The sequence below is a fragment of the Pseudomonas sp. NFR09 genome, from assembly GCF_900111535.1.
Lineage (GTDB): Bacteria > Pseudomonadota > Gammaproteobacteria > Pseudomonadales > Pseudomonadaceae > Aquipseudomonas > Aquipseudomonas extremorientalis.
The window spans coordinates 27,234-51,058 of record NZ_FOIH01000002.1 but is presented as its reverse complement, the minus strand read 5'-3'; the positions used below and the strand labels follow the sequence as shown (position 1 = coordinate 51,058).

23 protein-coding genes are annotated in these 23,825 nt (G+C 60.9%); 11 read left to right on the top strand and 12 right to left on the bottom strand.

Translation table 11 applies throughout. The features are described from left to right. Window positions 1-117 precede the first annotated feature (117 nt). The 3 genes from BMX59_RS04190 to BMX59_RS04180 are packed head-to-tail and all read right to left on the bottom strand — an operon-like array spanning window position 118 to window position 2,621. Window positions 118-888 carry a MetQ/NlpA family ABC transporter substrate-binding protein gene (locus BMX59_RS04190; RefSeq protein ID WP_092241435.1) on the bottom strand — a complete coding sequence of 257 codons (771 nt, stop codon included), beginning with the start codon at window positions 886-888 and terminating at the stop codon, window positions 118-120. Window positions 889-939: 51 nt separating this feature from the next. Then, on the bottom strand, window positions 940-1,614 hold the full coding sequence (locus tag BMX59_RS04185) for a methionine ABC transporter permease (protein WP_010207814.1): 675 nt from the start codon (window positions 1,612-1,614) through the stop codon (window positions 940-942). Further along, a complete protein-coding gene (locus BMX59_RS04180; protein WP_092241434.1) occupies window positions 1,614-2,621 on the bottom strand; it encodes a methionine ABC transporter ATP-binding protein in 1,008 nt (335 codons plus the stop codon). Before BMX59_RS04180 ends, BMX59_RS04185 begins: the two co-directional genes overlap by 1 nt. 265 nt (window positions 2,622-2,886) lie before the next feature. On the opposite strand from BMX59_RS04180, the gene katE reads away from it, so the two are divergent. Continuing rightward, on the top strand, window positions 2,887-5,016 hold the full coding sequence (gene katE, locus BMX59_RS04175) for a catalase HPII (protein ID WP_093120141.1): 2,130 nt from the start codon (window positions 2,887-2,889) through the stop codon (window positions 5,014-5,016). A 101-nt stretch (window positions 5,017-5,117) separates the two neighbouring features. Here the strand turns inward: katE and BMX59_RS04170 are convergent, their stop codons facing one another. Genes BMX59_RS04170 through BMX59_RS04155 form a run of 4 tightly spaced genes read right to left on the bottom strand, consistent with a single transcriptional unit; the run spans window position 5,118 to window position 7,923 of the window. Next, window positions 5,118-5,837 (bottom strand): PA5502 family lipoprotein, encoded by a 720-nt coding sequence (locus tag BMX59_RS04170; protein ID WP_071490943.1) that lies wholly within the window; start codon window positions 5,835-5,837, stop codon window positions 5,118-5,120. Between the two features lie 37 nt (window positions 5,838-5,874). Beyond that, window positions 5,875-6,663 carry a zinc ABC transporter permease subunit ZnuB gene (znuB, locus tag BMX59_RS04165; RefSeq protein ID WP_071490944.1) on the bottom strand — a complete coding sequence of 263 codons (789 nt, stop codon included), beginning with the start codon at window positions 6,661-6,663 and terminating at the stop codon, window positions 5,875-5,877. Beyond that, a complete protein-coding gene (gene znuC, locus BMX59_RS04160; protein WP_092241423.1) occupies window positions 6,656-7,441 on the bottom strand; it encodes a zinc ABC transporter ATP-binding protein ZnuC in 786 nt (261 codons plus the stop codon). The genes znuB and znuC overlap by 8 nt, the downstream gene beginning before the upstream one ends. Continuing rightward, a complete protein-coding gene (locus BMX59_RS04155) occupies window positions 7,441-7,923 on the bottom strand; it encodes a Fur family transcriptional regulator (protein ID WP_025854323.1) in 483 nt (160 codons plus the stop codon). The genes znuC and BMX59_RS04155 overlap by 1 nt, the downstream gene beginning before the upstream one ends. A gap of 58 nt (window positions 7,924-7,981) precedes the next feature. Here BMX59_RS04155 and BMX59_RS04150 point away from each other — a divergent pair, with 58 nt between their 5' ends. Continuing rightward, on the top strand, window positions 7,982-8,911 hold the full coding sequence (locus BMX59_RS04150) for a zinc ABC transporter substrate-binding protein ZnuA (protein ID WP_092241422.1): 930 nt from the start codon (window positions 7,982-7,984) through the stop codon (window positions 8,909-8,911). Window positions 8,912-8,977: 66 nt separating this feature from the next. Here BMX59_RS04150 and BMX59_RS04145 read toward each other — a convergent pair whose 3' ends face one another. Together BMX59_RS04145 and BMX59_RS04140 are read right to left on the bottom strand one after the other, a co-directional pair. After that, window positions 8,978-9,931, bottom strand: coding sequence for a homoserine kinase (locus tag BMX59_RS04145; protein WP_092241420.1), 954 nt, complete (start codon window positions 9,929-9,931; stop codon window positions 8,978-8,980). 56 nt (window positions 9,932-9,987) lie between these two features. Continuing rightward, window positions 9,988-10,278 (bottom strand): DUF2782 domain-containing protein, encoded by a 291-nt coding sequence (locus BMX59_RS04140; RefSeq protein ID WP_071490948.1) that lies wholly within the window; start codon window positions 10,276-10,278, stop codon window positions 9,988-9,990. A gap of 74 nt (window positions 10,279-10,352) precedes the next feature. Here BMX59_RS04140 and polA point away from each other — a divergent pair, with 74 nt between their 5' ends. Beyond that, window positions 10,353-13,130, top strand: a complete 2,778-nt coding sequence (polA, locus tag BMX59_RS04135; RefSeq protein ID WP_093120136.1) for a DNA polymerase I — start codon at window positions 10,353-10,355, stop codon at window positions 13,128-13,130. A gap of 269 nt (window positions 13,131-13,399) precedes the next feature. Here the strand turns inward: polA and yihA are convergent, their stop codons facing one another. Beyond that, window positions 13,400-14,041 (bottom strand): ribosome biogenesis GTP-binding protein YihA/YsxC, encoded by a 642-nt coding sequence (gene yihA, locus BMX59_RS04130; protein WP_010207832.1) that lies wholly within the window; start codon window positions 14,039-14,041, stop codon window positions 13,400-13,402. 192 nt (window positions 14,042-14,233) lie between these two features. Here yihA and BMX59_RS04125 point away from each other — a divergent pair, with 192 nt between their 5' ends. The 6 genes from BMX59_RS04125 (at window position 14,234) to BMX59_RS04100 (ending at window position 19,779) form a co-directional block, all read left to right on the top strand. After that, window positions 14,234-14,536, top strand: a complete 303-nt coding sequence (locus BMX59_RS04125) for a c-type cytochrome (RefSeq protein ID WP_071490950.1) — start codon at window positions 14,234-14,236, stop codon at window positions 14,534-14,536. Between the two features lie 34 nt (window positions 14,537-14,570). Then, window positions 14,571-15,182, top strand: a complete 612-nt coding sequence (locus BMX59_RS04120) for a c-type cytochrome (RefSeq protein ID WP_058424433.1) — start codon at window positions 14,571-14,573, stop codon at window positions 15,180-15,182. Between the two features lie 168 nt (window positions 15,183-15,350). Beyond that, window positions 15,351-15,986 carry a thiol:disulfide interchange protein DsbA gene (gene dsbA / locus BMX59_RS04115; protein ID WP_033899253.1) on the top strand — a complete coding sequence of 212 codons (636 nt, stop codon included), beginning with the start codon at window positions 15,351-15,353 and terminating at the stop codon, window positions 15,984-15,986. A 10-nt stretch (window positions 15,987-15,996) separates the two neighbouring features. Beyond that, window positions 15,997-16,875, top strand: a complete 879-nt coding sequence (locus BMX59_RS04110; RefSeq protein ID WP_093120133.1) for an endonuclease/exonuclease/phosphatase family protein — start codon at window positions 15,997-15,999, stop codon at window positions 16,873-16,875. Next, entirely contained in the window at window positions 16,872-18,914 is a 2,043-nt protein-coding gene (locus BMX59_RS04105; protein WP_093120130.1) for a GGDEF domain-containing protein, read from the top strand. Before BMX59_RS04110 ends, BMX59_RS04105 begins: the two co-directional genes overlap by 4 nt. 88 nt (window positions 18,915-19,002) lie before the next feature. Next, window positions 19,003-19,779, top strand: coding sequence for an N-acetylmuramoyl-L-alanine amidase (locus tag BMX59_RS04100; RefSeq protein WP_093120128.1), 777 nt, complete (start codon window positions 19,003-19,005; stop codon window positions 19,777-19,779). Here BMX59_RS04100 and BMX59_RS04095 read toward each other — a convergent pair. Together BMX59_RS04095 and algB are read right to left on the bottom strand one after the other, a co-directional pair. Continuing rightward, window positions 19,776-21,563, bottom strand: a complete 1,788-nt coding sequence (locus BMX59_RS04095) for a KinB sensor domain-containing domain (RefSeq protein WP_093120125.1) — start codon at window positions 21,561-21,563, stop codon at window positions 19,776-19,778. The genes BMX59_RS04100 and BMX59_RS04095 overlap by 4 nt on opposite strands. Window positions 21,564-21,573: 10 nt before the next feature. Further along, window positions 21,574-22,920 (bottom strand): sigma-54-dependent response regulator transcription factor AlgB, encoded by a 1,347-nt coding sequence (gene algB, locus BMX59_RS04090; RefSeq protein ID WP_058424438.1) that lies wholly within the window; start codon window positions 22,918-22,920, stop codon window positions 21,574-21,576. 378 nt (window positions 22,921-23,298) lie between these two features. On the opposite strand from algB, the gene BMX59_RS04085 reads away from it, so the two are divergent. Together BMX59_RS04085 and BMX59_RS04080 are read left to right on the top strand one after the other, a co-directional pair. Beyond that, window positions 23,299-23,583 (top strand): hypothetical protein, encoded by a 285-nt coding sequence (locus tag BMX59_RS04085; RefSeq protein ID WP_071490977.1) that lies wholly within the window; start codon window positions 23,299-23,301, stop codon window positions 23,581-23,583. A gap of 75 nt (window positions 23,584-23,658) precedes the next feature. Further along, window positions 23,659-23,823 carry a DUF1328 domain-containing protein gene (locus tag BMX59_RS04080; protein ID WP_003170804.1) on the top strand — a complete coding sequence of 55 codons (165 nt, stop codon included), beginning with the start codon at window positions 23,659-23,661 and terminating at the stop codon, window positions 23,821-23,823. Window positions 23,824-23,825: the final 2 nt, after the last annotated feature.

The following is a 23,825-nucleotide window of genomic DNA, read 5'->3' as shown; positions in this document are numbered from 1 at the left end:
AGGCTTGCCCCCGATAGCAGTGGGTCTGCCACCAGATGCAGTGACTGACACTCAGCAATCGGGGGCAAGCCCCCTCCCACATTTTTTGATCTTCAGCGTGTTGGAGATCGAATCAGATCAGAACGCCGGCTTGATCGCGCCTTTGTACTTCTCTTCGATGAATTGCTTCACTTCAGGCGTGTGCAGGGCTGCAACCAGCTTCTTCACGGCGTCCGAGTCCTTGTTGTCTTCGCGGGTCACCAGGATGTTCACATAAGGCGAGTCGCTGCCTTCGATCACCAGCGCATCCTTGGACGGGTCCAGCTTGGCTTCCAGCGCGTAGTTGGTGTTGATCAGCGCCAGGTCGACCTGGGTCAGTACGCGCGGCAGGGTGGCGGCTTCCAGTTCGCGGAATTTCAAGCCTTTCGGGTTGGCGGTGATGTCCTTGATGGTCGACAGGATGTTGGTCGGGTCCTTCAGGGTGATCAGGCCGTTCTTGGCCAGCAGCAACAGGGCCCGGCCGCCGTTGGTGGCGTCGTTGGGGATCACCACATTGGCGCCGCTTGGCAGTTCGTCCAGCTTCTTGTACTTGCTGGAGTAGGCGCCCAGGGGTTCTAGGTGCACCGCGCCGACGCTCACCAGGTGGGTGCCCTTGGCTTTGTTGAATTCATCCAGGTACGGCTGGTGTTGGAAGAAGTTGGCGTCCAGGCGCTTTTCCGCGACTTGTACGTTCGGCTGCACGTAGTCGGTGAAGACTTTGACCTGCAGGTCCACGCCTTCTTTGGCGAGGGCAGGTTTCACGAATTCGAGGATTTCCGCGTGTGGGACCGGCGAAGCCGCGACCGTGATGGTCTCGGCGTGGGCGGAAAACGCGGCAACGGCGGCGAAAGCAACCAGTAGTTTCTTCATCCAACAAGCTCCTTGTTCGGGCATGTGCCGGCTTATCCCCGGCAATGGCCGTTATTTTCGAGAAAAGTGCACCACCAGCTTGTCGCCGACGGTTTGCAGAATTTGCACCAGGATCAACAGCATCACCACCGTGACCACCATCACGTCAGTCTGGAAACGCTGGTAACCGAAACGGATCGCCAGGTCACCCAGGCCGCCGGCACCCACCACACCGGCCATGGCCGTGTAGGACACCAGTGTAATCGCGGTCACCGTAATCGCCGCGAAAATGCCTGGGCGCGCTTCGGGCAGCAAGGCGTTGGTGATGATCTGGCGCGTGCTGGCGCCCATCGATTGCGTGGCTTCGATAATGCCGCGGTCCACTTCACGCAGCGCGGTTTCCACCAGGCGTGCGAAGAACGGCGTCGCGCCCACCACCAATGGCGGAATCGCACCAGCCACACCCAGCGAAGTGCCGGTGATCAATACGGTGAACGGGATCATCACGATCAGCAGGATGATGAACGGCAGCGAACGCAGGATGTTCACGATCAGCGACAGCAGCGCGTACAGGCCCTTCTGTTCGAACAGTTGGCGCGGGCTGGTGAGGAACAGCAGCACGCCCAGGGGCAGGCCCAGCACTACGGTGAAGAACAGTGAGCCGAACAGCATGGTCATGGTGTCGCCGGTGGCGAGCCAGATTTCGGACCAGTCGATATTGGCGAAGAAACTCAACAGGACGTCCATTAGCGCAGGATCTCCATGTGGACGTCAGCAGCGGTGAAGCGCGCAAACGCAGCTTCCATGTCGCCACCGGTGACGGCGAGGGTCAATTGCCCGTAAGGGATGTCTTTGATGCGGTCGATACGACCGGCGAGGATGCTGTAGTCCACGCCCGTTTCGCGGGCGACGGTGCCCAGCAGTGGCGCGTAGGTCGCTTCGCCCTGGAACGTCAGGCGCACGATGCGGCCGGGTACGTGAGCGAAGTCATCGCGTTGCTCGTTTTCGTCGACCTGCTCGGACTCTTGCACGAAACGCTTGGTGGTTGGGTGCTTGGGGTGCAGGAATACATCGGCCACCGAGCCTTGCTCGACGATCACGCCGGCGTCCATTACGGCCACCTGGTCGCAGACACGGCGGATCACGTCCATTTCATGGGTGATCAGCACGATGGTCAGCTTCAGCTCGCGGTTGATCTCGGCCAACAGTTGCAGCACCGAGGCGGTGGTCTGCGGGTCGAGGGCGCTGGTGGCTTCGTCGCACAGCAGGATCTTCGGCTTGGTCGCCAGGGCGCGGGCGATGCCGACGCGTTGTTTCTGGCCGCCGGACAACTGCGCCGGGTACTTTTTGGCGTGGTCCGACAGGCCGACGCGGGCGAGCAGTTCTGCGACGCGCAGGTCGATGTCCTTGCGCGACAATTCGCCGGCCAGGGTCAGTGGCAGTGCCACGTTGTCGGCGACGGTCTTGGACGCCAGCAGGTTGAAGTGCTGGAAGATCATCCCGACCTGCTGGCGGAAACGGCGCAGGCCGTTGGCGTCCAGGGCGGTGACTTCTTCGCCATCTACCCTGATGGTGCCGCCGCTCGGTTCTTCGAGGCGGTTGATCAGGCGCAGCAGGGTGCTTTTGCCCGCGCCGGAGTGGCCGATGAGGCCGAACACCTGGCCGTTTTCGACACTCAGACTGGTGGCGTGCAGCGCGGGAATATCCCTACCGGCGACGCGGTAGGTTTTATGGACGTTTTGAAACTCGATCACGTAGCGAACCTTGTGGGGCGCATGGAAAAGGGATCAGCGGTTAGCCGGGCGCGCATTTTAGCCTGTCTGTATAGCGTTTCTTAGCATTTATTTCGTATTCAACCAGCGATTTGGCAATAACGCGATCAAAGGTCATAAAAAAGGAACGGTACAAAACCGCGTCAGTCACTACTTAAGCAACTCGATTTCCCAGGTGCCGTGCCTGGGGTTTTGCTCAAACGAGCCGGGGACCGCTCTGGCCACTTTGAATAAGGAGTTTTGACTGATGAGTAGCAAAAAGCCAAAGAGCGAGCTAGCGGGCACCGACACCCTGGATCGTGGTAACACCAACGCCAAGCTGCAGGCCCTGGAGGCCTTCCGCTCCGATGCGACCGGTCAGGCCCTGCGTACCAATCAGGGCGTCAAGATTTCCGACAACCAGAACACCCTGAAAGTGGGCTCCCGTGGCCCATCGCTGCTGGAAGATTTCATCATGCGTGAAAAAATCACGCACTTTGACCATGAGCGTATCCCGGAGCGCATCGTGCATGCCCGTGGCACCGGTGCCCATGGCTATTTCCAGACCTACGAGAACCATTCGGCGCTGACCAAGGCTGGTTTCCTGCGTGACCCTGGACATAAAACGCCGGTCTTCACCCGCTTTTCCACTGTGCAGGGCCCGCGTGGTTCGGGTGACACGGTGCGTGATGTACGCGGTTTTGCCGTGAAGTTTTTCACCGAAGAAGGCAACTTCGACCTGGTGGGCAACAACATGCCGGTGTTTTTCATTCAGGACGCGATCAAGTTTCCTGACTTCGTGCACGCCGTGAAGCCCGAGCCGCACAATGAAATTCCTACAGGCGGGTCGGCGCACGATACCTTCTGGGACTTCGTCTCGTTGCAGCCTGAATCGGCGCACATGGTGATCTGGGCGATGTCTGACCGTGCCATTCCAAAGAGCCTGCGCAGCATGCAGGGTTTTGGCGTGCACACCTTCCGCCTGGTGAACGCCGAGGGGAAATCCAACTTCGTAAAATTCCACTGGCGTCCTACGGCGGGTACTTGCTCGCTGGTGTGGGACGAAGCGCAAAAGCTGGCCGGTAAAGATACCGACTACCACCGCCGCGACCTTTGGGAAGCCATTGAGATGGGCGACTACCCTGAGTGGGAATTGGGCGTGCAGGTGATTCCCGAGGAAAAGGAGCATGCGTTCGACTTCGATATCCTCGACCCGACCAAGCTGATCCCTGAGGAGCTGGTGCCGATCACGCCGCTGGGCAAGATGGTGCTCAACCGCAACCCGGACAACTTCTTCGCTGAAGTCGAGCAGGTCGCGTTCTGCCCAGGCCATATCGTGCCGGGTATCGACTTCTCCAACGATCCACTGCTGCAAGGTCGGCTGTTTTCCTACACCGACACGCAGATCAGTCGACTCGGCGGGCCGAACTTTCATCAGTTGCCGATCAACCAGCCGGTCACGCCGCTGCATAACAACCAGCGCGATGCCATGCACCGCAGCACCATCGATAAAGGGCGAGCCTCTTATGAGCCGAACTCCATCGATGGCGGCTGGCCGAAGGAAACGCCACCGGCTGCGCAGGATGGTGGTTTTGAGTCCTACCCTGAGCGCATCGACGCGCACAAGATCCGTGAGCGCAGCGAGTCGTTCGGCGATCACTTCTCCCAGGCGCGTCTGTTCTTCCACAGCATGAGCAAGCACGAACAGGAGCACATCATTGCGGCTTACAGCTTTGAGCTGGGCAAGGTCGAGCGCGAGTTTATCCGCGCGCGTCAGGTCAACGAGATCCTGGCCAACATCGACCTGGAACTGGCCAAGCGCGTGGCGCAGAACCTGGGGCTGCCCGCGCCGACCCAAGGCACGGTGCCTGTCCGTAAAACCCAGCCGGAACGTTCGCCGGCATTGAGCCAGGCAAACCTGCTGCCGGGTGATATCAAAACGCGAAAAGTGGCGATTCTTGCCGCGAACGGCGTTGATGGTGCTGCAATTGATGCGTTGAAGAAGGCACTGGAAGCCGAGGGCGCACATGCCAAGCTGCTGGGGCCAACCTCGGCACCGGTAAAAACGGCTGATGGTAAAAGCCTGAAGGTGGATGCCTCGATGGAAGGTATGCCATCGATTGCGTTCGATGCGGTATTTGTCCCTGGCGGGAAAGACTCTGTTAAAACCTTGAGTGGTGATGGCGTGGCGTTGCACTTCCTGTTGGAAGCGTACAAGCACTTGAAGGCGATTACCGTCGCCAACGACGCTAAGTCATTGCTGGATCTGTTGAAGCTTGAGGCGGATGCGGGACTGATCGTCGGGTCGGATGCCAAGGCGTTCAAGGCATTCTTTGCCGCGATTGCCCAGCACCGGGTCTGGGATCGTGAGCCTAAGGCCAAGGCGATTCCGGCTTAAGTCTTTGGTTGTTTGTTAGATCGTCATCGGGGGCAAGCCCCCTCCCACATTTTGAGCTGTGAATACATTCAAAGTGCGGGAGGGGCTTGCCGCCGATGGTTTTATTCCGCCTTGCGCGGAATAAGCACAACCTGCGCCGGAATCTTCTTCAGAATCTGCCGGTGAATCTTCAGGTCATACCCCGAATCAATTCGCTTCACCCGTTTGGTCAGCAACGTGGCCAGCCACGGGTAATCCTCTGTGCGCGGCGCCTGGATGCTCACATCGCATTGGTAATTCACCACGTCGGTGGCAATTGCATCCAGCTGATGGCGCAGTTCTTCGATGTTGGTGAGGTTCAACGCCACGGTGGTGCTGGGCGCCGTGGGGTCGATGACCTTGGCGGCGGGCTTGGCCTCGGCGGCTTTCAGGTCGGCTTCGGCTTTGTCCAGTTCGGCCTTGCGCGCATGGCTGATGGCGCTGTTGACGCCACCGGTCAGCGCGGGTGCCTTGGGCATCAGGGCGCGGGCACGGCTCAGGGCGGTCGCCGCAGCGTTTACGTCGCCCTTTTGCAGCACGATCTGGCTGCGTTGCAAGTAGGCTTCAGCCAACTGCCGCTGGTAGGTTTCCAGCGCCGGGTCGTTGGGCGACTGGGCTTGCAGCGCCGCTAGCTGGTCTTCTGCGGTGGCCAGTTCGCTGCTGGCCAGGTTTTGTTCCAGCTGTGCGATGGCCGCAGCGCGTGCGTCCGGGGCCTCTGGGACGGCGGGCGGTGTGCTTTGACAGGCGCCCAGCAGCAGGGAAAATGCGGCAAGGAGCAGATAACGGGAGGTGAACGGCTTCATTCCTGCGACTCTCTATTTGCGCAAAAAGCGAGCAAGTCTACACCCCTCGACGGGGCAGGACAAAACTCAGCAGAAACAGGGCGGCGGCCGTGACCACAATCGACGGCCCGGCCGGCGTGTCCTTGAACCAGGACAACGCCAGGCCCCCGCACACAGCGAGCATCCCCAGCAGGCTGGCGCCCACCGCCATCTGCTCCGGTGAGCGGGCGTGGCGCTGGGCAGCGGCCGCGGGAATGATCAGCAGCGACGTGATCAACAATACGCCGACAATCTTCATCGCGACAGCGATCACCACGGCGATCAATAACATCAGGGCCATGCGCAGGGCCGGCACGGGCAAGCCCTCTACCGTGGCCAGCTCTTCGTGCACGGTAATCGCCAGCAGCGGGCGCCACAGCGCGACCAGCAGCGCCAGTACGGCCGCGCTGCCGCCGAGGATCCACGCAAGGTCGCCGGGGCTGATCGCCAGCAGGTCGCCGAACAGGTAGGCCATCAAGTCGATGCGCACTTCATGCATGAAGCTCAGCACCACCAGGCCCAGGGACAGGGTGCTGGGTGCCAGGATGCCCAATAGGGTGTCGGAGGCCAGGGGCTGGCGCTGTTGCAGGGTCACCAGCAGTACCGCTAATAACAGGCAGCCAACGGTCACGGCGATGGTCGGGCTCACATCCAACAGAAAGCCCAGGGCCACGCCCAGCAGCGCGGCGTGCGACAGGGTGTCGCCAAAATAGGCCATGCGCCGCCAGACCACGAACGAGCCCAACGGGCCCGCCACCAACGCCAAAGCCAAGCCTGCCAGCAGGGCGTAGAGCAGAAAATCAGCCATGCTTGCAGCTATCTCCATGAACGTGGGTATGAGGGGCGGCGGGGTCATCGACGACGGCGCCATGCAGGTCGTGGGCGTGGTCGTGATGGTGGTGGTAGATCGCCAGGCTCTGGGCGTTCTTGCCGAACAGCTCGACGAACGCCGGGTCGCCGCTGACCTGTTCCGGATGGCCCGAGCAGCACACGTGGCGGTTGAGGCACACCACCTGGTCGGTGGTGCTCATCACCAGGTGCAAATCGTGGGACACCATCAATACGCCGCAGCCATGGCGGTCGCGCAGACGGGTAATCAAGCTGTACAGCTCCGCCTGGCCGGCGACGTCGACGCCCTGCACGGGCTCATCCAGCACCAGCAGTTCCGGCTCGCGCAACAGGGCGCGGGCCAGCAGCACGCGCTGCATTTCGCCGCCGGAAATGCTTTGCACCGGGCTGTCGATCACCTGTTCGGCGCCGACTTCCCTGAGCGCCGCCTGGGCGCGGGCACGGTCTACGCCGGGTACCAGGCGCAGGAAGCGCAGGACTGACAACGGCAAGGTTGGATCGACATGCAGCTTCTGCGGCATGTAGCCGACGCGCAGCTTGGGCTTGCGCCACACACTGCCGGTGTCGGGCTTGAGCAGGCCCAGCACGGCACGCACCAGGGTGGTCTTGCCGGCGCCGTTGGGGCCGATCAGGGTAACGATCTGCCCCGGCTCCACGCTCAGTGCGATGTTATCCAGCACGTTTTGCCCGGCGAACGTGACCCCGACCTGCTCCAGGCGGATTAACGCGTTGCTCATCAAGCCCCCTGGCAGCCCGAGCACAGGCCGACCACTTCGACCGTTTGCCCTTCGACCCGGAAGCCGACCTCGGCAGAACTCTTGATGATGGCGTCGCTGATGCTTTTTTGTTCAAGCTCGATGGCGGCGTGGCACTCGCGGCAGATCAGGAACTGGCCCTGGTGCGCGTGTTCCGGGTGGCTGCAGCCGACGAAGGCGTTAAGCGAGGCGATGCGGTGCACCAGGCCGTTTTCCAGCAGGAAGTCCAGTGCGCGGTACACGGTGGGCGGCGCGGCGCGGCGGCCGTCCTGCTCGCTGAGCACGCCGAGAATGTCGTAGGCGCCCAGCGGCTTGTGGCTCTGCCACACCAATTCCAGCACGCGGCGGCGCAGTGCGGTCAGGCGCAGACCCTTCTGTGTGCACAGGGTGTCGGCTTCCGACAGCGCGGTATGCACGCAGTGAGAGTGGTCGTGGGGACGGCTGGCAAGCGGTGTTTTAGGCATGAGCGGCGACAGATATTTGATAGAGACGTTATTATGTTACCCGTTCCTACGCCATTGAGTGGTCATCGTGTCCCGACTTTTTCCCGTTTTTGTCGTATTTGTCACCAGTTTGTTCATGGCTGGCGCCGCTCAGGCCGAGGTCAAGGTGTTGACCAGCATCAAGCCGTTGCAGTTGATTGCTGCGGCGGTGCAGGACGGCGTGGCGGTTCCGGAGGTGTTGTTGCCACCGGGCGCGTCGCCGCATAACTATGCGTTGCGACCATCCGACGTACGGCGTGTGCAGTCGGTGGACCTGCTGTACTGGATCGGCCCGGACATGGAGAGTTTCCTGCCGCGCGTGTTGAAAGGTCGTACGGCAACAACGGTAGCAGTGCAGGACCTGCCGGGCATGAAGCTGCGCCGTTTTGCCGAAGATAGCCACTCCCACGCCGATGAAGCCGACGAACATGACCACGATCACCGCCCAGGCAGCCTGGACGCGCACTTGTGGCTGTCCACGATCAACGCACGGGTTATTGCTGCACGCATGGCCACTGACCTGGCTGCTGCCGATCCGGCTAATGCCTCGCGTTACCAGAGCAACGTGAAGGCCTTCGACGAGCGCCTGGATGCCCTGGATGCTCGCCTGAAAGCCCGTCTTGCGCCGATCGATGGCAAGCCCTACTTCGTGTTCCATGAAGCCTTCGATTACTTCGAAGACGCTTATGGGCTCAAGCATGCCGGCGTGTTCAGCGTGGCCGCTGAAGTCCAGCCTGGCGCCCAGCATGTCGCGGCGATGCGTACCCGTTTGCAGGAAGTGGGCAAGACGTGCGTGTTCAGTGAACCGCCGTTGCGTCCGCGCCTGGCTGAAACGCTGGTGGCCGGGTTGCCGGTGAAGTTGGCAGAGTTGGATGCGCTGGGGGGTTATACCCCGGCTACCGCTCAAGGCTACGAGCAAGTGCTGGATAAGTTGGGCAACGACTTGGCGGGTTGCCTGGAATCGCTCTGACAGCAAACGACGACCAAATGTGGGAGGGGGCAAGCCTCCTCCCACACTTTTTGATCTCACAGGCTTTTAGAGGGCAAATGGCAGTTGCACGGTGACCCGCTGACGCTGCATCAGTCGATGCTCGAACTCCGCCGGGTCGTGGATCAGCACATCCTGTCCCGCAAAGGATTCAGCCGCGATCAGGCGTGACAGCCAGAATCGCACACAGGCCACGCGCAACATCGTCGGCCACAGCTCGGCTTCCTTCGCGGTAAACGGCCGCAGCCCTGCATACGCTCCCAGCAAGGCCCTGGCGCGTTGCCCATCAAGCACGCCATCGGCGTCCGAGCACCAGTCATTCAGGGCGATCGCCACGTCGTACAGCATCGGGCCGGAGCAAGCGTTGTAGAAGTCGATCAGGCCGGTGAGGTGCGTGCCTTCGAACATCGCGTTGTCGCGGAACAGGTCGGCGTGCACGTTGGCGCGTGGCAGGGCGAGGATCTCGGCCTTGTGCGCTGCGATCTCGGTCAGAGCATCCTGCAACAGGCGTTGCTGTGCGGCGTTCAGGTGCGAAATCAGTTGCGCGCCTTCACTGAGCATCCAGTCCAGGCCGCGATCGGTCTTGCGCTCGAGGACTCTCTCGCCCTGCGTCGCCAGGTGCAGATGGCCCAGCAGGTCACCGACCTGGGCGCAGTGCTGGGCGTTGGCGTCCTTGATGTGCTTGCCGGCCAGGCGCGGTTGCAGCAGTGCCGGTTTGCCTTTGAGTTCGCGCAAGGCCACGCCGTCGGTGGTGCGCAGGGCGTAGGGCACCGGCAGGTCGGCGTCGTGGAGTACGTCGAGCAGTTCGATGAAGAACGGCATTTGCGCAACCGGGCCACGCTCGACCAGGGTCAGGACAAACTCACCCTGCTCCAGGCTGATAAAGAAATTGGTGTTTTCGCTACCGGCGGCAATCCCCTGGAAGTCGATCAGGCGGCCGAGGCCGTAAGGGGCGAGAAAGGTTTCCAGCTCGGGCCGAGCCAGGGGGGTGAACACAGACATGGTTAAAACTGCCAGTACGGGCGCCGCGGTGCGCGGCGCCAATTGAAGTTAAGAAATCATTTCCATTCGAAGATCTTCCATGACGGGATCAGCATATCCGGCTGGTCAGAACGGATGAAGTTCGCATCGGTTCCGTCCGCGCGCACCAGGAAATAAGGAGGTGCGCCCTTCGGGATGACCTTGATTGCGTAAAGGAAACCGTTCTGGCGGTACTCCTGAATGGTCTTGTCGCCTTCCGTGCGAATGGTCACTTCCGGATCGCCCCCAGGCGCATCGTCTGCCGCCACGGCAGCCATCGGAGCGAGTGCAATCAAGCCAGTCAACAGCAGGCGATTGAATGTACGCATGATAACCTTGTCCCTTTGTCGTCATTGGTCCGGCTATTCTAGCGCCTGACCCGCCGAAAAGGTTGATTCTGCTCATGAGCCAAGCACCCCTCGTCCTGGTGGACGGTTCTTCGTATCTGTACCGTGCCTTCCACGCATTGCCACCGCTGACCACTTCCAAAGGCCTGCCCACCGGCGCGGTCAAGGGCGTGTTGAACATGCTCAAGAGCCTGCGCAAGCAGTACCCGGACAGCCCGTTCGCGGTGGTGTTCGACGCCAAGGGTGGGACCTTTCGCGATGACATGTACGCCGAATACAAGGCCAACCGCCCGAGCATGCCCGATGACATGCGCGTGCAAATCGAGCCGTTGCACCAGAGCGTGATCGCGCTGGGCTTCCCGTTGCTGTGCGTCGAAGGCGTCGAGGCCGACGATGTGATCGGCACCCTGGCGCGCAGCAGTGCGGCGGCTGCCCGCCCCGTGGTGATCTCCACCGGTGACAAGGACATGGCGCAACTGGTCGACGGGCACATTACCTTGGTCAACACCATGACCGGTAGCGCGATGGACATCGAGGGCGTGAAGGAGAAATTCGGTGTCGCTCCCGAGCAGATCATCGACTATCTGGCGCTGATGGGCGATTCGTCCGACAACATTCCGGGTGTTCCGGGTATCGGTCCGAAGACCGCTTCCGGCTTGCTGGTCGGCGTGAACGGCGGCATCAAAGAGCTTTATGAGCAGTTGGATATTGTGCCGACCTTGCCTATCCGAGGTGCCAAGACGTTGCCGGCCAAGCTGGAAGAACATCGGGAGAGTGCTTTTCTTTCCTACCAGTTGGCGACGATCAAGTGCGATGTACCGTTGGATATCGGTCTGGATGATTTGCACCTGATCGAGCCGGATCGCGAGAAGCTGCTGGAGTTGTACACGCTGCTGGAGTTCAAGAGCTGGATTGATGAGGTCCAGCGCGATGCCAAACGCGTGGAACTCAAGGCTGCGCCGGTTGCCGAGCAAGCCGTCGAGGCAGTAGCGCCGGCAGAGGCCACCTACACCACCATCCTCGATCAGGCGACGTTCGACCTTTGGCTGAAGAAGCTCAACGACGCGAAGTTGTTTGCCTTCGACACCGAAACCACCGGTATCGATGCCCAGCAGGCGCAGCTGGTCGGCGTCTCCTTCGCCGTGCAGCCCCATGAAGCGGCCTACATCCCGTTGACCCATTCCTACATCGGCGCGCCGGAGCAGTTGGACCGCGACACCGTGCTGCTGGCCCTGAAACCGCTGCTGGAAGACCCGACCAAGCTCAAAGTCGGCCAGCACGCCAAGTTCGATATGAACATCCTGGCCAACTGCGCTATCGGCGGCGACCCGGCGCAGGGCATTACCGTGCGTGGCATTGCGTTCGACACCATGCTTGAGTCCTATGTGCTGAACTCCACGGCAACCCGTCACGACATGGACAGCCTGGCCAAGAAGTACCTGGACTACGACACTGTTGCTTTCCAGGACATCGCCGGCAAGGGCGCCAAGCAGCTGACCTTCGATCAGATCGCCCTGGAGCAGGCCGGCCCTTATGCGGCGGAAGATGCCGATGTGACCCTGCGTCTGCACCAGGCGCTGTTTGCACAATTGTCCGCCATCCCGAGCCTGGCGAGCGTGCTCACGGATATCGAGATTCCATTGGTGCCCGTGCTGGCCCGTATCGAGCGCCAGGGTGCACTGGTGGACAAGGACCTGCTGGGTGTCCAGAGCATCGAGCTGGGCAACAAGATGATCGAACTGGAGCGCCAGGCCTTCGAGATCGCCGGCGAGGCATTCAACCTGGGCTCGCCCAAGCAGCTCGGCGCGATTCTTTATGAAAAACTCGGCCTGCCGGTGCTGAAGAAAACCGGCAAGGGCCAGGCGTCGACGGCCGAAGAAGTGCTGGCCAAGCTGGCTGAGGATGACTATCCGCTGCCCAAGGTGCTGATGCAGTACCGCAGCATGAGCAAGCTGAAAAGCACCTACACCGATCGCCTGCCGGAACAGATCAACCCGCGTACCGGACGTATCCACACCTCCTATCACCAGGCGGTGGCGGCGACCGGGCGCTTGTCTTCCAGTGATCCGAACCTGCAGAACATCCCGGTGCGTACCGCCGAAGGACGGCGGATTCGCCAGGCGTTTGTTGCACCCAAGGGCTACAAGCTGCTGGCGGCGGACTATTCGCAGATCGAGCTGCGGATCATGGCGCACCTGTCCAAGGACGAGGGCTTGATGAACGCCTTCCGTCACAACCTGGATGTGCACACCGCCACGGCGGCCGAGGTGTTCAAGGTTGAGCTGGGCGAGGTCACCTCCGACCAGCGCCGCAGTGCCAAGGCGATCAACTTTGGTCTGATCTACGGCATGGGCGCGCAGAAGCTGGGCAAGGACATCGGCGTCGATACCAAGACGGCCAAGGCCTACATCGATGTGTATTTCGCCCGTTATCCCGGGGTTCGCGAGTACATGGAGCGCACCCGCGCCCAGGCGGCAGATCAAGGCTACGTGGAAACCTTCTTCGGCCGTCGCCTGTACTTGCCCGACATCAACTCCAACAAGCCCCAGGAGCGCGCGGCCGCTGAACGCACCGCGATCAACGCGCCGATGCAGGGCACGGCGGCCGACATCATCAAGAAAGCCATGGTGTTGGTGGACAACTGGCTGACCGATTCGGGCCTGGATGCCAAGGTGATCCTGCAGGTGCACGATGAATTGGTACTGGAAGTGCGTGAGGATCAGGTGGCGCAGGTCAGCGAAAAGATTCGCGAGCATATGAGTGCGGCCGCGAAGCTGGACGTGCCGCTGCTCGTGGAAGTGGGCGTCGGCAATAACTGGGATGAAGCGCACTGACGCGCGGGCGCTGCCACCGCGTTGTGTGGTGGCAGAGTGCTTTAGTGCGGAAATCGCCGTTGGTTATTTCAAATAGTTTTTCTGACTTGCCGGAACTTAACCCGTGAACTGCTACTCAGAGTTACTGAATGGGTGGTGAAGCCCTTCAATGCTCCTATGTTGTGTTAAGTGTTGGCAGATATCTGGACCCCGCCCTAGCGGTCCGGAACTTGAACCCCGAACTTCCCCTCCCCATACGAAGTCCGGGGTTTTTTTTGCCCGCAGAAAAGTTATTCCGCGAGTTCCGCGCCTTTGTCCGCCAATTCCATCCAACCGGCCAGCACGGTGTAAGCCTCTTCCAGGCCCATGCGCTTTGGTGCAGAGAACAGCTGGATCGTGATCGCGTCGCCCCAGCCCTTACGGATTTCGGACTGCACTTTGAGCAAGGTGTTCTTGGCCGCGCCGTAGGTCAGCTTGTCTGCCTTGGTCAGCAGGATATGCATCGGCATGCCGCTGGCGACCGCCCAATCGAGCATCAACAGGTCGAAATCGGTCATCGGATGGCGGATGTCCATCATCAGAATCAAGCCTTTCAAACTCTCCCGGCCACCCAGGTAAGCCTCCAGGTGACGCTGCCAGTGCAACTTCAGCGGGATAGGTACTTTTGCATAACCGTAACCCGGCAGGTCGACCAGACGCCGATCATCGTCTAGCTTGAAGAAATTGAGGAGTTGCGTGCGGCCCGGGGTTTTCGAGGTGCGCGCCAGGCTCGCGTGAGTCAGGGTGTTCAGCGCGCTGGACTTGCCGGCGTTGGAACGACCGGCAAAGGCGACTTCAAAGCCTTCGTCATCGGGGCATTGGTCAACTTTGGCGGCGCTGAGCATGAACGTGGACTGTTGGCACAGGCCGAGGATGGGATTCTTGAGTTGCATGAGATTTCCGATGTGGGCGGTGCCGAGAAAGGGTGCGGCAAGCGGTGTCGTTTCCGTTTCAGTAGCGCCAGTATATAATGCCGCAGATTTTGTGTGTGCTTTGTCCCAGCGAAGGATGAAGTTCACGGGAGCGATAGACCTTTATTGCGCATTAGAACGCAGAACGCTCTCAAACCCTGAAATGGTCGACGTATGACCAAGTGGTTGCTCGCTATCGGTGCCCTGGTCCCGCTTTACGGCGCTCAGGCTACACAGGATCCGGAAGCGGTGTACAACCGAGTTTGCGTGGCTTGCCATGCCGGCCAGTTGCCCAGCGCCCCCAGACGGGGTGACCAGGCAGCCTGGGCGCCAAGACTGGCGCAGGGCATGGACACGCTGGTGCTACACGTGACCCAGGGTTTCAAGGCAATGCCGCCGCGTGGTTTGTGCATGGACTGCAGTACTGAGGATTACCAGGCCATCATTGAATTGATGGTGAGTAAACCCGGTAGATAACTCTTAAACCCCTTAGCCGTAGTTGGATTAGCTGATGAACAAACTGATCGTGAGTCTGCTGTTGACCTTGGGCATCACCGGTGTTGCCCATGCTGCAGGCGACGCTACAGCGGGCCAGGCGAAAGCCGCCGTATGTGGTGCTTGCCATGGACCGGATGGTAACAGCCCGGCACCGAACTTCCCCAAACTGGCCGGCCAGGGCGAGCGTTACCTGACCAAGCAGATGCAGGATATCAAGTCCGGCAAGCGCACGGTCCTGGAAATGACCGGCTTGTTGACCAACCTCAGCGATCAGGACCTGGCAGACATCGCGGCGTATTTTGCCAGCCAGAAAGGCAGTGTGGGAGCTGCTGATCCGAAACTGGTGGCCCGCGGCGAGAAACTGTTCCGCGGTGGCGACCTGGATAAAGGCCTGCCGGCCTGCACCGGTTGCCATTCGCCCAATGGCGCGGGCATTGCCGCCGCCGGCTTCCCGCACTTGAGTGGCCAGCACGCCACCTACATTGCCAAACAGCTGACCGATTTCCGTAAGGAAGAGGCCGGGCGCACCAACGATGGCGACGCGGCGATCATGCGCACCATCGCCCGCAAGCTGAGTGACGAGGACATTGCGGCGGTCTCCAGCTACATCCAGGGCCTGCACTGAGGTGCACGCAACGTTAACACTCGATTAATCCCGCGATGCAAGCATAAAAAGGGTGGCCCAGGCCGCCCTTTTTTGTGGCCGGTGCCGTTACACTAACGAACTCATGCCCGCGCGGACCTGTCACAACAAAGGTCGCGTGAGGCGACTTTATTTGTCCAGGAGTAAAGCATGCGTAATCTGATCCTCAGCGCCGCTCTCGTCACTGCCAGCCTCTTCGGCATGACCGCACAAGCCGCCGACGTGCCGCTTGAAGCCGGTAAGACCTACGTTGAATTGGCCAATCCGGTTCCGGTTTCCGAACCCGGCAAGATCGAAGTGGTGGAGTTGTTCTGGTACGGCTGCCCGCATTGCTACGCTTTTGAACCGACCATCAACCCATGGGTTGAAAAACTGCCCAAGGACGTGAACTTCAAGCGCATTCCAGCCATGTTCGGCGGCCCATGGGATGCCCACGGCCAACTGTTCCTGACCCTGGAAGCCATGGGTGTCGAGCACAAAGTCCACAACGCGGTATTCGACGCGATCCAGAAGCAAGGCAAGCGCCTGACCAAGCCGGACGAAATGGCTGACTTCGTGGCCACCCAAGGTGTCGACAAGGACAAGTTCCTGGCCACCTTCAACTCCTTCGCTATCCAGGGCCAGATCAAGCAGGCCAAGGAGCTGGCGCAGAAGTATGGCGTGCAAGGCGTACCGACCATGATCGTCAACGGCAAATACCGTTTCGACCTGGGCACTTCCGGTGGTCCTGAGCAGACCCTCAATGTTGCCGACCAACTGATCGCCAAAGAGCGCGCAGCCAAGTAAGGGGCCCGTCATGCGCCGCTGGGGTACCGAACGTGTGGTTGGCCTGCATGATCCGCAGGTCAATGAACATCACCTGGAGTCCACGGGCCTGCCGGCAGACAGCCGCATGCGCCTGCTCAGCTTCAATATCCAGGTAGGCATCAGTACCGAGAAGTACCGGCACTACCTCACCCGTGGCTGGCAGCACCTGCTGCCCCATAACGGACGTGCTGGCAACCTGCAAAAGATCGGCAACCTGCTGAACGACTTCGACCTTGTCGCCCTGCAGGAAGCTGATGGCGGCAGCATGCGCTCCGGCTATATAAACCAGGTGGAACACTTGGCCCAGCTGGGTGCCTTCCCCTATTGGTATCAGCAGCTCAACCGTAACCTCGGGCGCCTGGCGCAGCACAGCAATGGTGTGCTCAGTCGCTTGAAGCCCTCAGTCATCGAAGATCACCCGTTACCCGGACCCAAGGGGCGGGGTGCGATCCTCGTGCGCTTTGGCGAAGGCCCGGAGGCCTTGGTGGTCGTGATGATGCACCTGGCACTGGGCGCCCGCACTCGCACGATGCAACTGGCTTACATCCGCGAGCTTATTGGCAATTACAAACACCAGGTGCTGATGGGGGACATGAATACCCACGCCAGCGACCTGTTGCAGAATTCTCCGTTGCGCGACCTCGGCCTACTGGCGCCGCAAGCCGAAGCCACGTTTCCCAGTTGGCGCCCGCAACGCTGCCTTGACCATATCCTGCTCAGTCCTACCCTCACACTCGAGAGTGTGCAGGTGCTGGCGCAGCCCATCTCCGATCACCTGCCGGTCGCGGTAGAGATTCGTCTGCCGGGTTCGCTCACGGCTGATGCATTACCCGCGTTGAGCCCTGGCCCCCGCGGACCCCTTGCATGAGCGACGACGCCCAGCGCTGGAAAGAGAAATACCTCAAGAGCATCGAGCAACAGGAAAAACTCGAACGCCGCTGGGCTGCCCGCCTCGACCTGCTGCGCCGTGGACTGGTGCGCAGCACGCTGGCGGCTGAGGGCACTGACCGCGCCGTCGACCAATGCATGAAGGAAATGCGCGACGTCGTCCGTACCGATGATATGGACGCCGCCCTCGCCGCCTTGCTGCCGCGCCTGGAAAAAGCCGTGCTGGATTCGGAGCAGCGCCGCGAAACCCGGGTCGACCAGATCAGCACCGCGCTGACTTCCCTGGTCACGCAACTACAGAAACTTCCATTGCCCCGTGAGGTGGCCCGGCCGCTGAAGACGTTCGCCAAGCAGTTGGACGGCCGCGTCGGCCAGGCGCGAGAGATCCCGCTGTTGCTCAGCGAGTTGAGCGGCCTGCAGGGCCAGGCACTGAACAACCTGGAGCCGGACGGCGAAACCGCGCGACCAGGCCCTGGGCTTTTGCAGCGCCTGTTCGGCGCCAAGGACGTTGCGAACGAAGCGGTGGCGGACGAATCGACCCCCCGACCGGCCCCGCAGCCTGCGGCGACCAAGCCAGTCGCTGTCGAGCCACAGCCGTCCGAGCAATCCGAGGAGCTGACGCAAGCGTTGCGTGCCTTTGCGCCGCAGCCTCAAGAAACCGCCGCTCCGGTCATCGAGCCCGTAGCCCCCGCCCAGGAGGCCGAGCCCTCCAGCGAAACCTTCGTCTATGAAACCCCGCCTCGAGCCGACGCTATTGAAACACCCGGAGCGCGTGTCGAGCCCAAGCCTCAAGACGAAGAACCCGCACCGGAAAGCGCCCTCGCAGCCTTAATCGAAACGCCTGAAGTTCAGGTCGAGACCCCGGATGAGACCACCATTGGCAGCTTGTCGCTTCCACCGGTGCTAGAAGAGCTTGATCCTGACGAATTGCAAGCGGATGGAGCCTATGCCCTGCCCGACTCGCCAGAACCGTCCTACAGCTCCGTGGCCAAGCACATCGAAGACACTCTGCTCGGCCTGCTCGAAGAACTCTCGTTGCCCGAACGTCACCGACCCCAGGCCGAAGCCATGCGCGAGCGCCTGGCCCATGGTTTGAACTGGTACGAACTGCTGCCGATCCTCGACGATCTGGCAGTCTTGATGCTGGCGATCACCGACAGCGGCCAGCATGAGTTCGAGGCTTACCTCAAGCAGCTCAACGAACGGCTCGAGGCGTTTCAGGGTCACTTGCAAGTCGCCAGCGAGGGGCATGCCGACAGCCGCTCCGCCGCCCGTGAGCTGGACACACAGATCCGCGAACAGGTCGATGGCCTGCAAAGCAGCGTGCAGGAAGCTGCCGACCTGGACAGCCTCAAGCACGTGTTGGAAAGCCACCTTGAGGGCCTGCTCGGTACCATGGATGAGCATCAGCAGCAGCGCGACCTGCGCGAGCAGGAGACGGCGGCACGCCTCAAAGGTCTGGCTGAGCGGGTTGCCAACATGGAGCAGGAAGCCCAGGGCTATCGCGAGCACCTGGAGGTGCAGCGCCAGAAGGCGTTGATCGATCCGCTCACGGGCCTGCCCAATCGTGCCGCCTGGAGCGAGCGCCTCGATTATGAGGTAAACACCTGGCACCAGCACGGCAACAACCTGTCGTTGGCGATGCTGGACCTGGATCACTTCAAGCGTATCAACGATGGCTACGGCCACCTCGCCGGCGACAAGGTGCTGAAGATCATCGCCAACGTGCTGCGCAAGCGCCTGCGCCCGACCGACTTTATCGCGCGCTTTGGTGGTGAAGAGTTTGTCTTGCTGATGCCCGACTCATCCCTGGTGGATGCCCTGGCCGTGGGCGAGGTGTTGCGTGCGGCGATTGAAGCGTGCCCGTTTCACTTCAAGGGCGAGCCGGTGACGATCACCGTGTCCATGGGCGTGGCGCAGTTCCAGCCGGGAGAGCGCAGTGATCTTGCGCTCAAGCGTGCCGATGAAGCGTTGTATCGGGCCAAGGCCGCGGGGCGCAACCAGGTACAGGCTGCCTGAAAAATGTTCCATTTTGTGATTTGACCGCTGGCTTGCGATCGGTACGTTACACTGTTGCATTATCGTCTTCTGCGTAACGTCTACCGCCATGAAATCCTTGTACTTCGCTTTTGTGTTCCTTGTGCTCGCAGGCTGTGCCAGCGGCCCTCGCCTAAACACCAACCACCCCTCGGTGAACCACGACAACCGCGTGCAGTTCGTAGTCGTGCATTACACCTCGACCAACCTTGAACGTTCCCTGGCATTGCTCACCCATGGTCAGGTCAGCAGCCATTACCTGATCGGCGACGACGCCTCGGCCACGATCTACAAGCTGGTGGACGAGAGCCAGCGCGCCTGGCACGCGGGGGAAAGCGAGTGGATGGGCCGCACCTGGCTCAACTCCAGCTCCATTGGCATCGAGATCGTGAACCCAGGCTACAAGGACACACCTACGGGCCGCTTGTGGTACCCCTACTCAGAGGCGCAGGTGAAGTCCCTGGTGGTGTTGCTCAAGGACATCAGCAAGCGCAACGGTATCGACCCCAAGAATATTATTGGTCACAGCGATATCGCGCCGTTGCGCAAGCTCGACCCAGGCCCGCTGTTCCCCTGGAAGCGGCTGGCCGCCGAAGGGTTGGGCGTTTGGCCGGATGCGCAGGCCGTTGCGCGCTTTCAGGTGCAATACGCCGCCGAGCTGCCAAGCATCACCTGGTTCCAGGAAGAGCTGGCCCGCCTGGGCTACCAGACGCCCCAGACCGGCGAGTTGGATGTCGCCACGCGCCATGTGATCGCGGCGTTCCAGATGCATTTCCGGCCGTCGCTGTTCGATGGCACGCCGGATGCAGAAAGTGCAGCCATTCTGCGTACGTTGAACCGAAGCTAGAGCGGCAGCGCCATATAGAACTGAGTGCCCTGCCCCGGTCGCGAGTACACGCCCATGCGGCCACCGTGCAATTGCACGATTTCCTTGCACAGCGCCAGCCCCAGGCCGGCGCCGCCTTTCTTGCGGCCCACCTGGACAAAGGGTTCGAAGATCCGCCCCTGCTGCCCGTAGGCGATGCCCTCGCCGTTATCCTCGACGCTGACGATCACCCGCTCGCCATGGCGCCGTGCCTGCAGGCGTATCTGCCCGCCCGCGGGAGTGTGGCGCAGCGCGTTGCCCAGTAGATTGTCGAGCACCCGCTCCAGTTGGACCTGGTCTGCATACAGCCGAGGCAGGTCGGATTGGGCTTCCACCAGCAGTTCGATATCTTGCGCGTTGGCGGGCTCGGCGAAGCGTGCGCGAGCGTGTTCGAGCAGATCGGTGACGTCGCACGGCCCCAGCGTGAGTTTTTGCAGGCCGTTCTGGTAGCGTGAGAAGTTGAGCAGGTCGTTGATCAACTGCATCAGGCGCTGCATCTCTTCATTGACGGTATCCAGCAAGTCCGCTTCACGGGACTCCGCCGGGAACTTCGCACGTTCGCGGAAGAGTCCGAAGGCCATATGCATGCCGGTCACCGGCGTACGCAGTTCATGGGAAGCGCGCAGTACGAACTCGCTGCGCACCCGCTCGAAGGCGCGTTGTTCAGTCACGTCATGCAGCACCATCACTGCGCCGAGAATATGTCCCTGGGTATGGCTGACCGGGGTCAGGCTGTAGGTCAGCAGGCGCAGTTCGCCCTCGACCTCCACTTCCAGATCGTCCGGCGCCCGCTCCAGGTTGCCGCCGCGCAGCACCAGGTGCAGTTGCTCATCCAGCTCCGGACGCGACAAGGCTTCGCCCAGGCCTTGGCCGAGGCGCTCCTCGTCCCAGCCCAGTTGGCGCTGGGCCACGGGGTTGAGATGCTCCAGGCGGCCTTGGCGGTCAATCATCAGCAAGCCATCGTCGATGCTGTCGAGCACAGCCTGCAAGCGCTGTTGGCCGGCCAGCAGTTCATCCACATTGGTCGCCTGATGCTGGCGCAGAGCTTCGGCCATGATGCCGAAGCGGCGGGTCAGCTGGTTCATTTCTGCTGCCGAGGAGATTGGCAGCGTCACCTCGAAATCCCCTTGTCCGATCTTGTCTGCCGCTTTGGCCAGCGCTTCGATCGGTCCGCCAAAACGCCGGGCGATGCCATGGGCTGTCACAAACCCGATGATCAGCACGGCAAGTCCCACCAACCCCAGTAATCCGGCGACCAATAACGCGCGTTCGCGGGACTTGTGCTCGCTGTTGCTGATGTTTTCCAAAGCCTGCTTGTGTTCGTCGATCAGGCCATTGCGCAGCGCGTTGAAGGTGTCGGTGAGTTTGTCCTTGGCGCCGGGCGGCGGCGTCGGTTGCTGGGATTCATCAAAGGCCTCCAGCAGCGCCTGATATTGGCCTCGGGCCTGACTGAATCCCGTCCCGCGACCGTCGCGCTGTTCATGGGCAATGCCTTGATCCAGCAGGTCGAAGTAGCGCCGTTCCGAGGATTGCAGCGCCTCGGGGTCCGGCCGGTCTTCCAGCATCATGATCAATTGATCGCCCAGGCTCTGGCGTAGCTTGAGGCCCAGGTCCAGGGTGACGAAGTTGCTGCGAATCAGGGACTCCTGGGTCTTGGCCATTTGCATGACACTCACCAGGCCCAGGATCAAACCCAGCAGGGCAACGGTAATCAGCGCTGAGATGCTCAGGAATAATCGAGTGCGCAACTTCATCGCTAACTTCATAGAGTACAGCTCACAGGTTGTACTGTTTGCGTTTGCGGTACAGGGTCGACGCGTCGATGCCGAGGGTGCGGGCCGCCTGGTCCAGGGTATCGCTGGTGGCAAGCACTGCGCCGATGTGGGCTTTCTCCAACTGGTCCAGACTGAGTGCCGCGCCAATGCGTGGAGCATTGTTGCTAGGTTGTTCGGCCATGCCCAGGTGGCTGATTTCCACCTTCTCCTGCGGGCAAATGATGCTGGCGCGCTCCACCACGTTGCGCAGTTCGCGAATGTTGCCCGGCCAGCGGTAGTTGAGCAGCGCTTCGCGCGCTTCATCGCTGAAACCGCGTGCTGGTCGGGCATATTCCTTGACGAAGCGCGCCAGGAACCGGTCGGCCAGGGTCAGGATGTCTTCACTGCGCTCGCGCAACGGTGGCAGATGCAAGGTGATTACATTGAGGCGGTACAGCAAGTCTTCACGGAAGCGGCCGTCACGCACCATGTCTTCCAGGTTCAGGTTGGTGGCGGCGAGGATGCGCACATCGGCACGGCGGGTGACAGGGTCGCCCACGCGCTCGTACTCCTTGTCCTGGATAAACCGCAGTAACTTGGGTTGCAAGGTGAGGGGAAAGTCGCCGATCTCGTCGAGAAACAGCGTGCCGCCGTCCGCTTGGTTGACGCGGCCCAGGGTGCTTTCACTGGCGCCGGTAAACGCCCCTCGGCTATGGCCGAACAGCTCGCTTTCCATCAGCTCTGCCGTCAAAGAAGGGCAGTTGATGGTCACGCAGGATTTCTTCGAACGCTTGCTCCAGCCGTGAATCGCGCGGGCCAGTTCGCCTTTACCCGTGCCGGACTCGCCAAGGATCAGGATGTTCGCATCTGTCCCAGCCACCTGGCGCGCCGTTTCCAGCACCACCATCATTGACGGGCTGTGAGAGTCGAGGCCGTCTTTCGGCTGGCGCACTTCGCCCTCCAGGGCTTCGAGCCGAGCAGACAGTTGGCGCACTTCCAACTGCTTGGCGGTGGCCAGGCGCAGTTGATCGGGGCTGCAGGGTTTTACCAGGTAGTCAGCGGCGCCGGCCTGGATAGCATCGACGGCGGTATCGACTGCCGAATGGGCGGTGACAATCACCACGCGCATCCAGGGCGCCTGGATTCGCATCTGGGCCAGCACATCCAGGCCATTGTCTTCGCCCAGGCGCAAGTCCAGGAAGCACAGGTCGAATACCTGGCGTTGCATCAAGGCGTCGGCCTGGGCCGCGCTGTTCGCAGTGGCGACGGTGTAGCCTTCATCTTCCAGGCAATAACGGAAGGTGCGGAGGATCGCGGACTCATCGTCCACTAAAAGAATGCGGCCTTGAAGTTCCTTGGCTGATTCCATCTGTCCCGCGCTCCTTAAACTATGAATGATGGTGTTTAGTCCCGGAATAATCGGGCAAGTTGCATGGTTTATTCTGATCGATAAATTGCAGTGTCGTGCAGGTATCTGCATCACTTCCTACAAAGCCGCGTCTGATGGCGTTTTCATGCCGTCTTGCCACTTCGGCAACACCCTCTTCGTTTTCTATCCCTCGACCCGACCGCTGGCCATCGTGCATTTCGCACGGCATCCACGGGGGCATCGTGCAGGATGCTGGAGGGTGCATGAGTCTTTAGTTCATAACCATCTGATTTTATTGGGTTTTATTTTGTAAAAAAACTGGCACGCGCTCTGCAATAGCTCTTCCAACGAATAATCAAAATGCGGGAGAACAACAGCATGACTCGCCAAAGCCTCAGCCAACTGCGTGTATCGCCACTGCGCTTGCAGCAAGGTCTGTTTGCCAGCCTGGCCCTGATGGTCACGTTGATCGGTGGCCAGCAGTTGCAACATTGGCAGCAGAGTCAGCAGCAGATCCCCCAGTTTGAACGTCCGTCCATGACCCAGACCCATTTCCGTTCCGTTGGCAGTGTTGCTGCCGATGCAACAGCCCCGCAACTGCGGATGGTTGACCAGGAGTCTTCCCTGAGTGAGCTGCCATCCCAGGAGCGTTGGGTGTTCTAGGCACCAAAAGGCCACTTTCGTGGCCGCAAAGCACTACCGCTGTTACCTCTATAAAGAAGCATAAGGAGAATCACCATGTTGAGTTGGGCAATCACATTTCTGATCATCGCCATTGTGGCTGCAGTCCTGGGCTTCGGTGGTATCGCGGGCACTGCCACGGGTATCGCAAAAATTCTGTTTGTGGTGTTCCTGGTGATGTTCATCGCTTCCTTCTTCTTTGGTCGTCGCGGCCGAGGCTGAAA

Bases quoted from the DNA above. Each gene is read 5' to 3' on its own strand.
- BMX59_RS04190 (WP_092241435.1), bottom strand. From the start codon at position 888: ATGAAGAAACTACTGGTTGCTTTCGCCGCCGTTGCCGCGTTTTCCGCC.
- BMX59_RS04185 (WP_010207814.1), bottom strand. From the start codon at position 1,614: ATGGACGTCCTGTTGAGTTTCTTCGCCAATATCGACTGGTCCGAAATC.
- katE (WP_093120141.1), top strand. From the start codon at position 2,887: ATGAGTAGCAAAAAGCCAAAGAGCGAGCTAGCGGGCACCGACACCCTG.
- BMX59_RS04170 (WP_071490943.1), bottom strand. From the start codon at position 5,837: ATGAAGCCGTTCACCTCCCGTTATCTGCTCCTTGCCGCATTTTCCCTG.
- znuB (WP_071490944.1), bottom strand. From the start codon at position 6,663: ATGGCTGATTTTCTGCTCTACGCCCTGCTGGCAGGCTTGGCTTTGGCG.
- znuC (WP_092241423.1), bottom strand. From the start codon at position 7,441: ATGAGCAACGCGTTAATCCGCCTGGAGCAGGTCGGGGTCACGTTCGCC.
- BMX59_RS04155 (WP_025854323.1), bottom strand. From the start codon at position 7,923: ATGCCTAAAACACCGCTTGCCAGCCGTCCCCACGACCACTCTCACTGC.
- BMX59_RS04145 (WP_092241420.1), bottom strand. From the start codon at position 9,931: ATGTCTGTGTTCACCCCCCTGGCTCGGCCCGAGCTGGAAACCTTTCTC.
- BMX59_RS04140 (WP_071490948.1), bottom strand. From the start codon at position 10,278: ATGCGTACATTCAATCGCCTGCTGTTGACTGGCTTGATTGCACTCGCT.
- polA (WP_093120136.1), top strand. From the start codon at position 10,353: ATGAGCCAAGCACCCCTCGTCCTGGTGGACGGTTCTTCGTATCTGTAC.
- yihA (WP_010207832.1), bottom strand. From the start codon at position 14,041: ATGCAACTCAAGAATCCCATCCTCGGCCTGTGCCAACAGTCCACGTTC.
- BMX59_RS04125 (WP_071490950.1), top strand. From the start codon at position 14,234: ATGACCAAGTGGTTGCTCGCTATCGGTGCCCTGGTCCCGCTTTACGGC.
- BMX59_RS04120 (WP_058424433.1), top strand. From the start codon at position 14,571: ATGAACAAACTGATCGTGAGTCTGCTGTTGACCTTGGGCATCACCGGT.
- dsbA (WP_033899253.1), top strand. From the start codon at position 15,351: ATGCGTAATCTGATCCTCAGCGCCGCTCTCGTCACTGCCAGCCTCTTC.
- BMX59_RS04110 (WP_093120133.1), top strand. From the start codon at position 15,997: ATGCGCCGCTGGGGTACCGAACGTGTGGTTGGCCTGCATGATCCGCAG.
- BMX59_RS04105 (WP_093120130.1), top strand. From the start codon at position 16,872: ATGAGCGACGACGCCCAGCGCTGGAAAGAGAAATACCTCAAGAGCATC.
- BMX59_RS04100 (WP_093120128.1), top strand. From the start codon at position 19,003: ATGAAATCCTTGTACTTCGCTTTTGTGTTCCTTGTGCTCGCAGGCTGT.
- BMX59_RS04095 (WP_093120125.1), bottom strand. From the start codon at position 21,563: ATGAAGTTAGCGATGAAGTTGCGCACTCGATTATTCCTGAGCATCTCA.
- algB (WP_058424438.1), bottom strand. From the start codon at position 22,920: ATGGAATCAGCCAAGGAACTTCAAGGCCGCATTCTTTTAGTGGACGAT.
- BMX59_RS04085 (WP_071490977.1), top strand. From the start codon at position 23,299: ATGACTCGCCAAAGCCTCAGCCAACTGCGTGTATCGCCACTGCGCTTG.
- BMX59_RS04080 (WP_003170804.1), top strand. From the start codon at position 23,659: ATGTTGAGTTGGGCAATCACATTTCTGATCATCGCCATTGTGGCTGCA.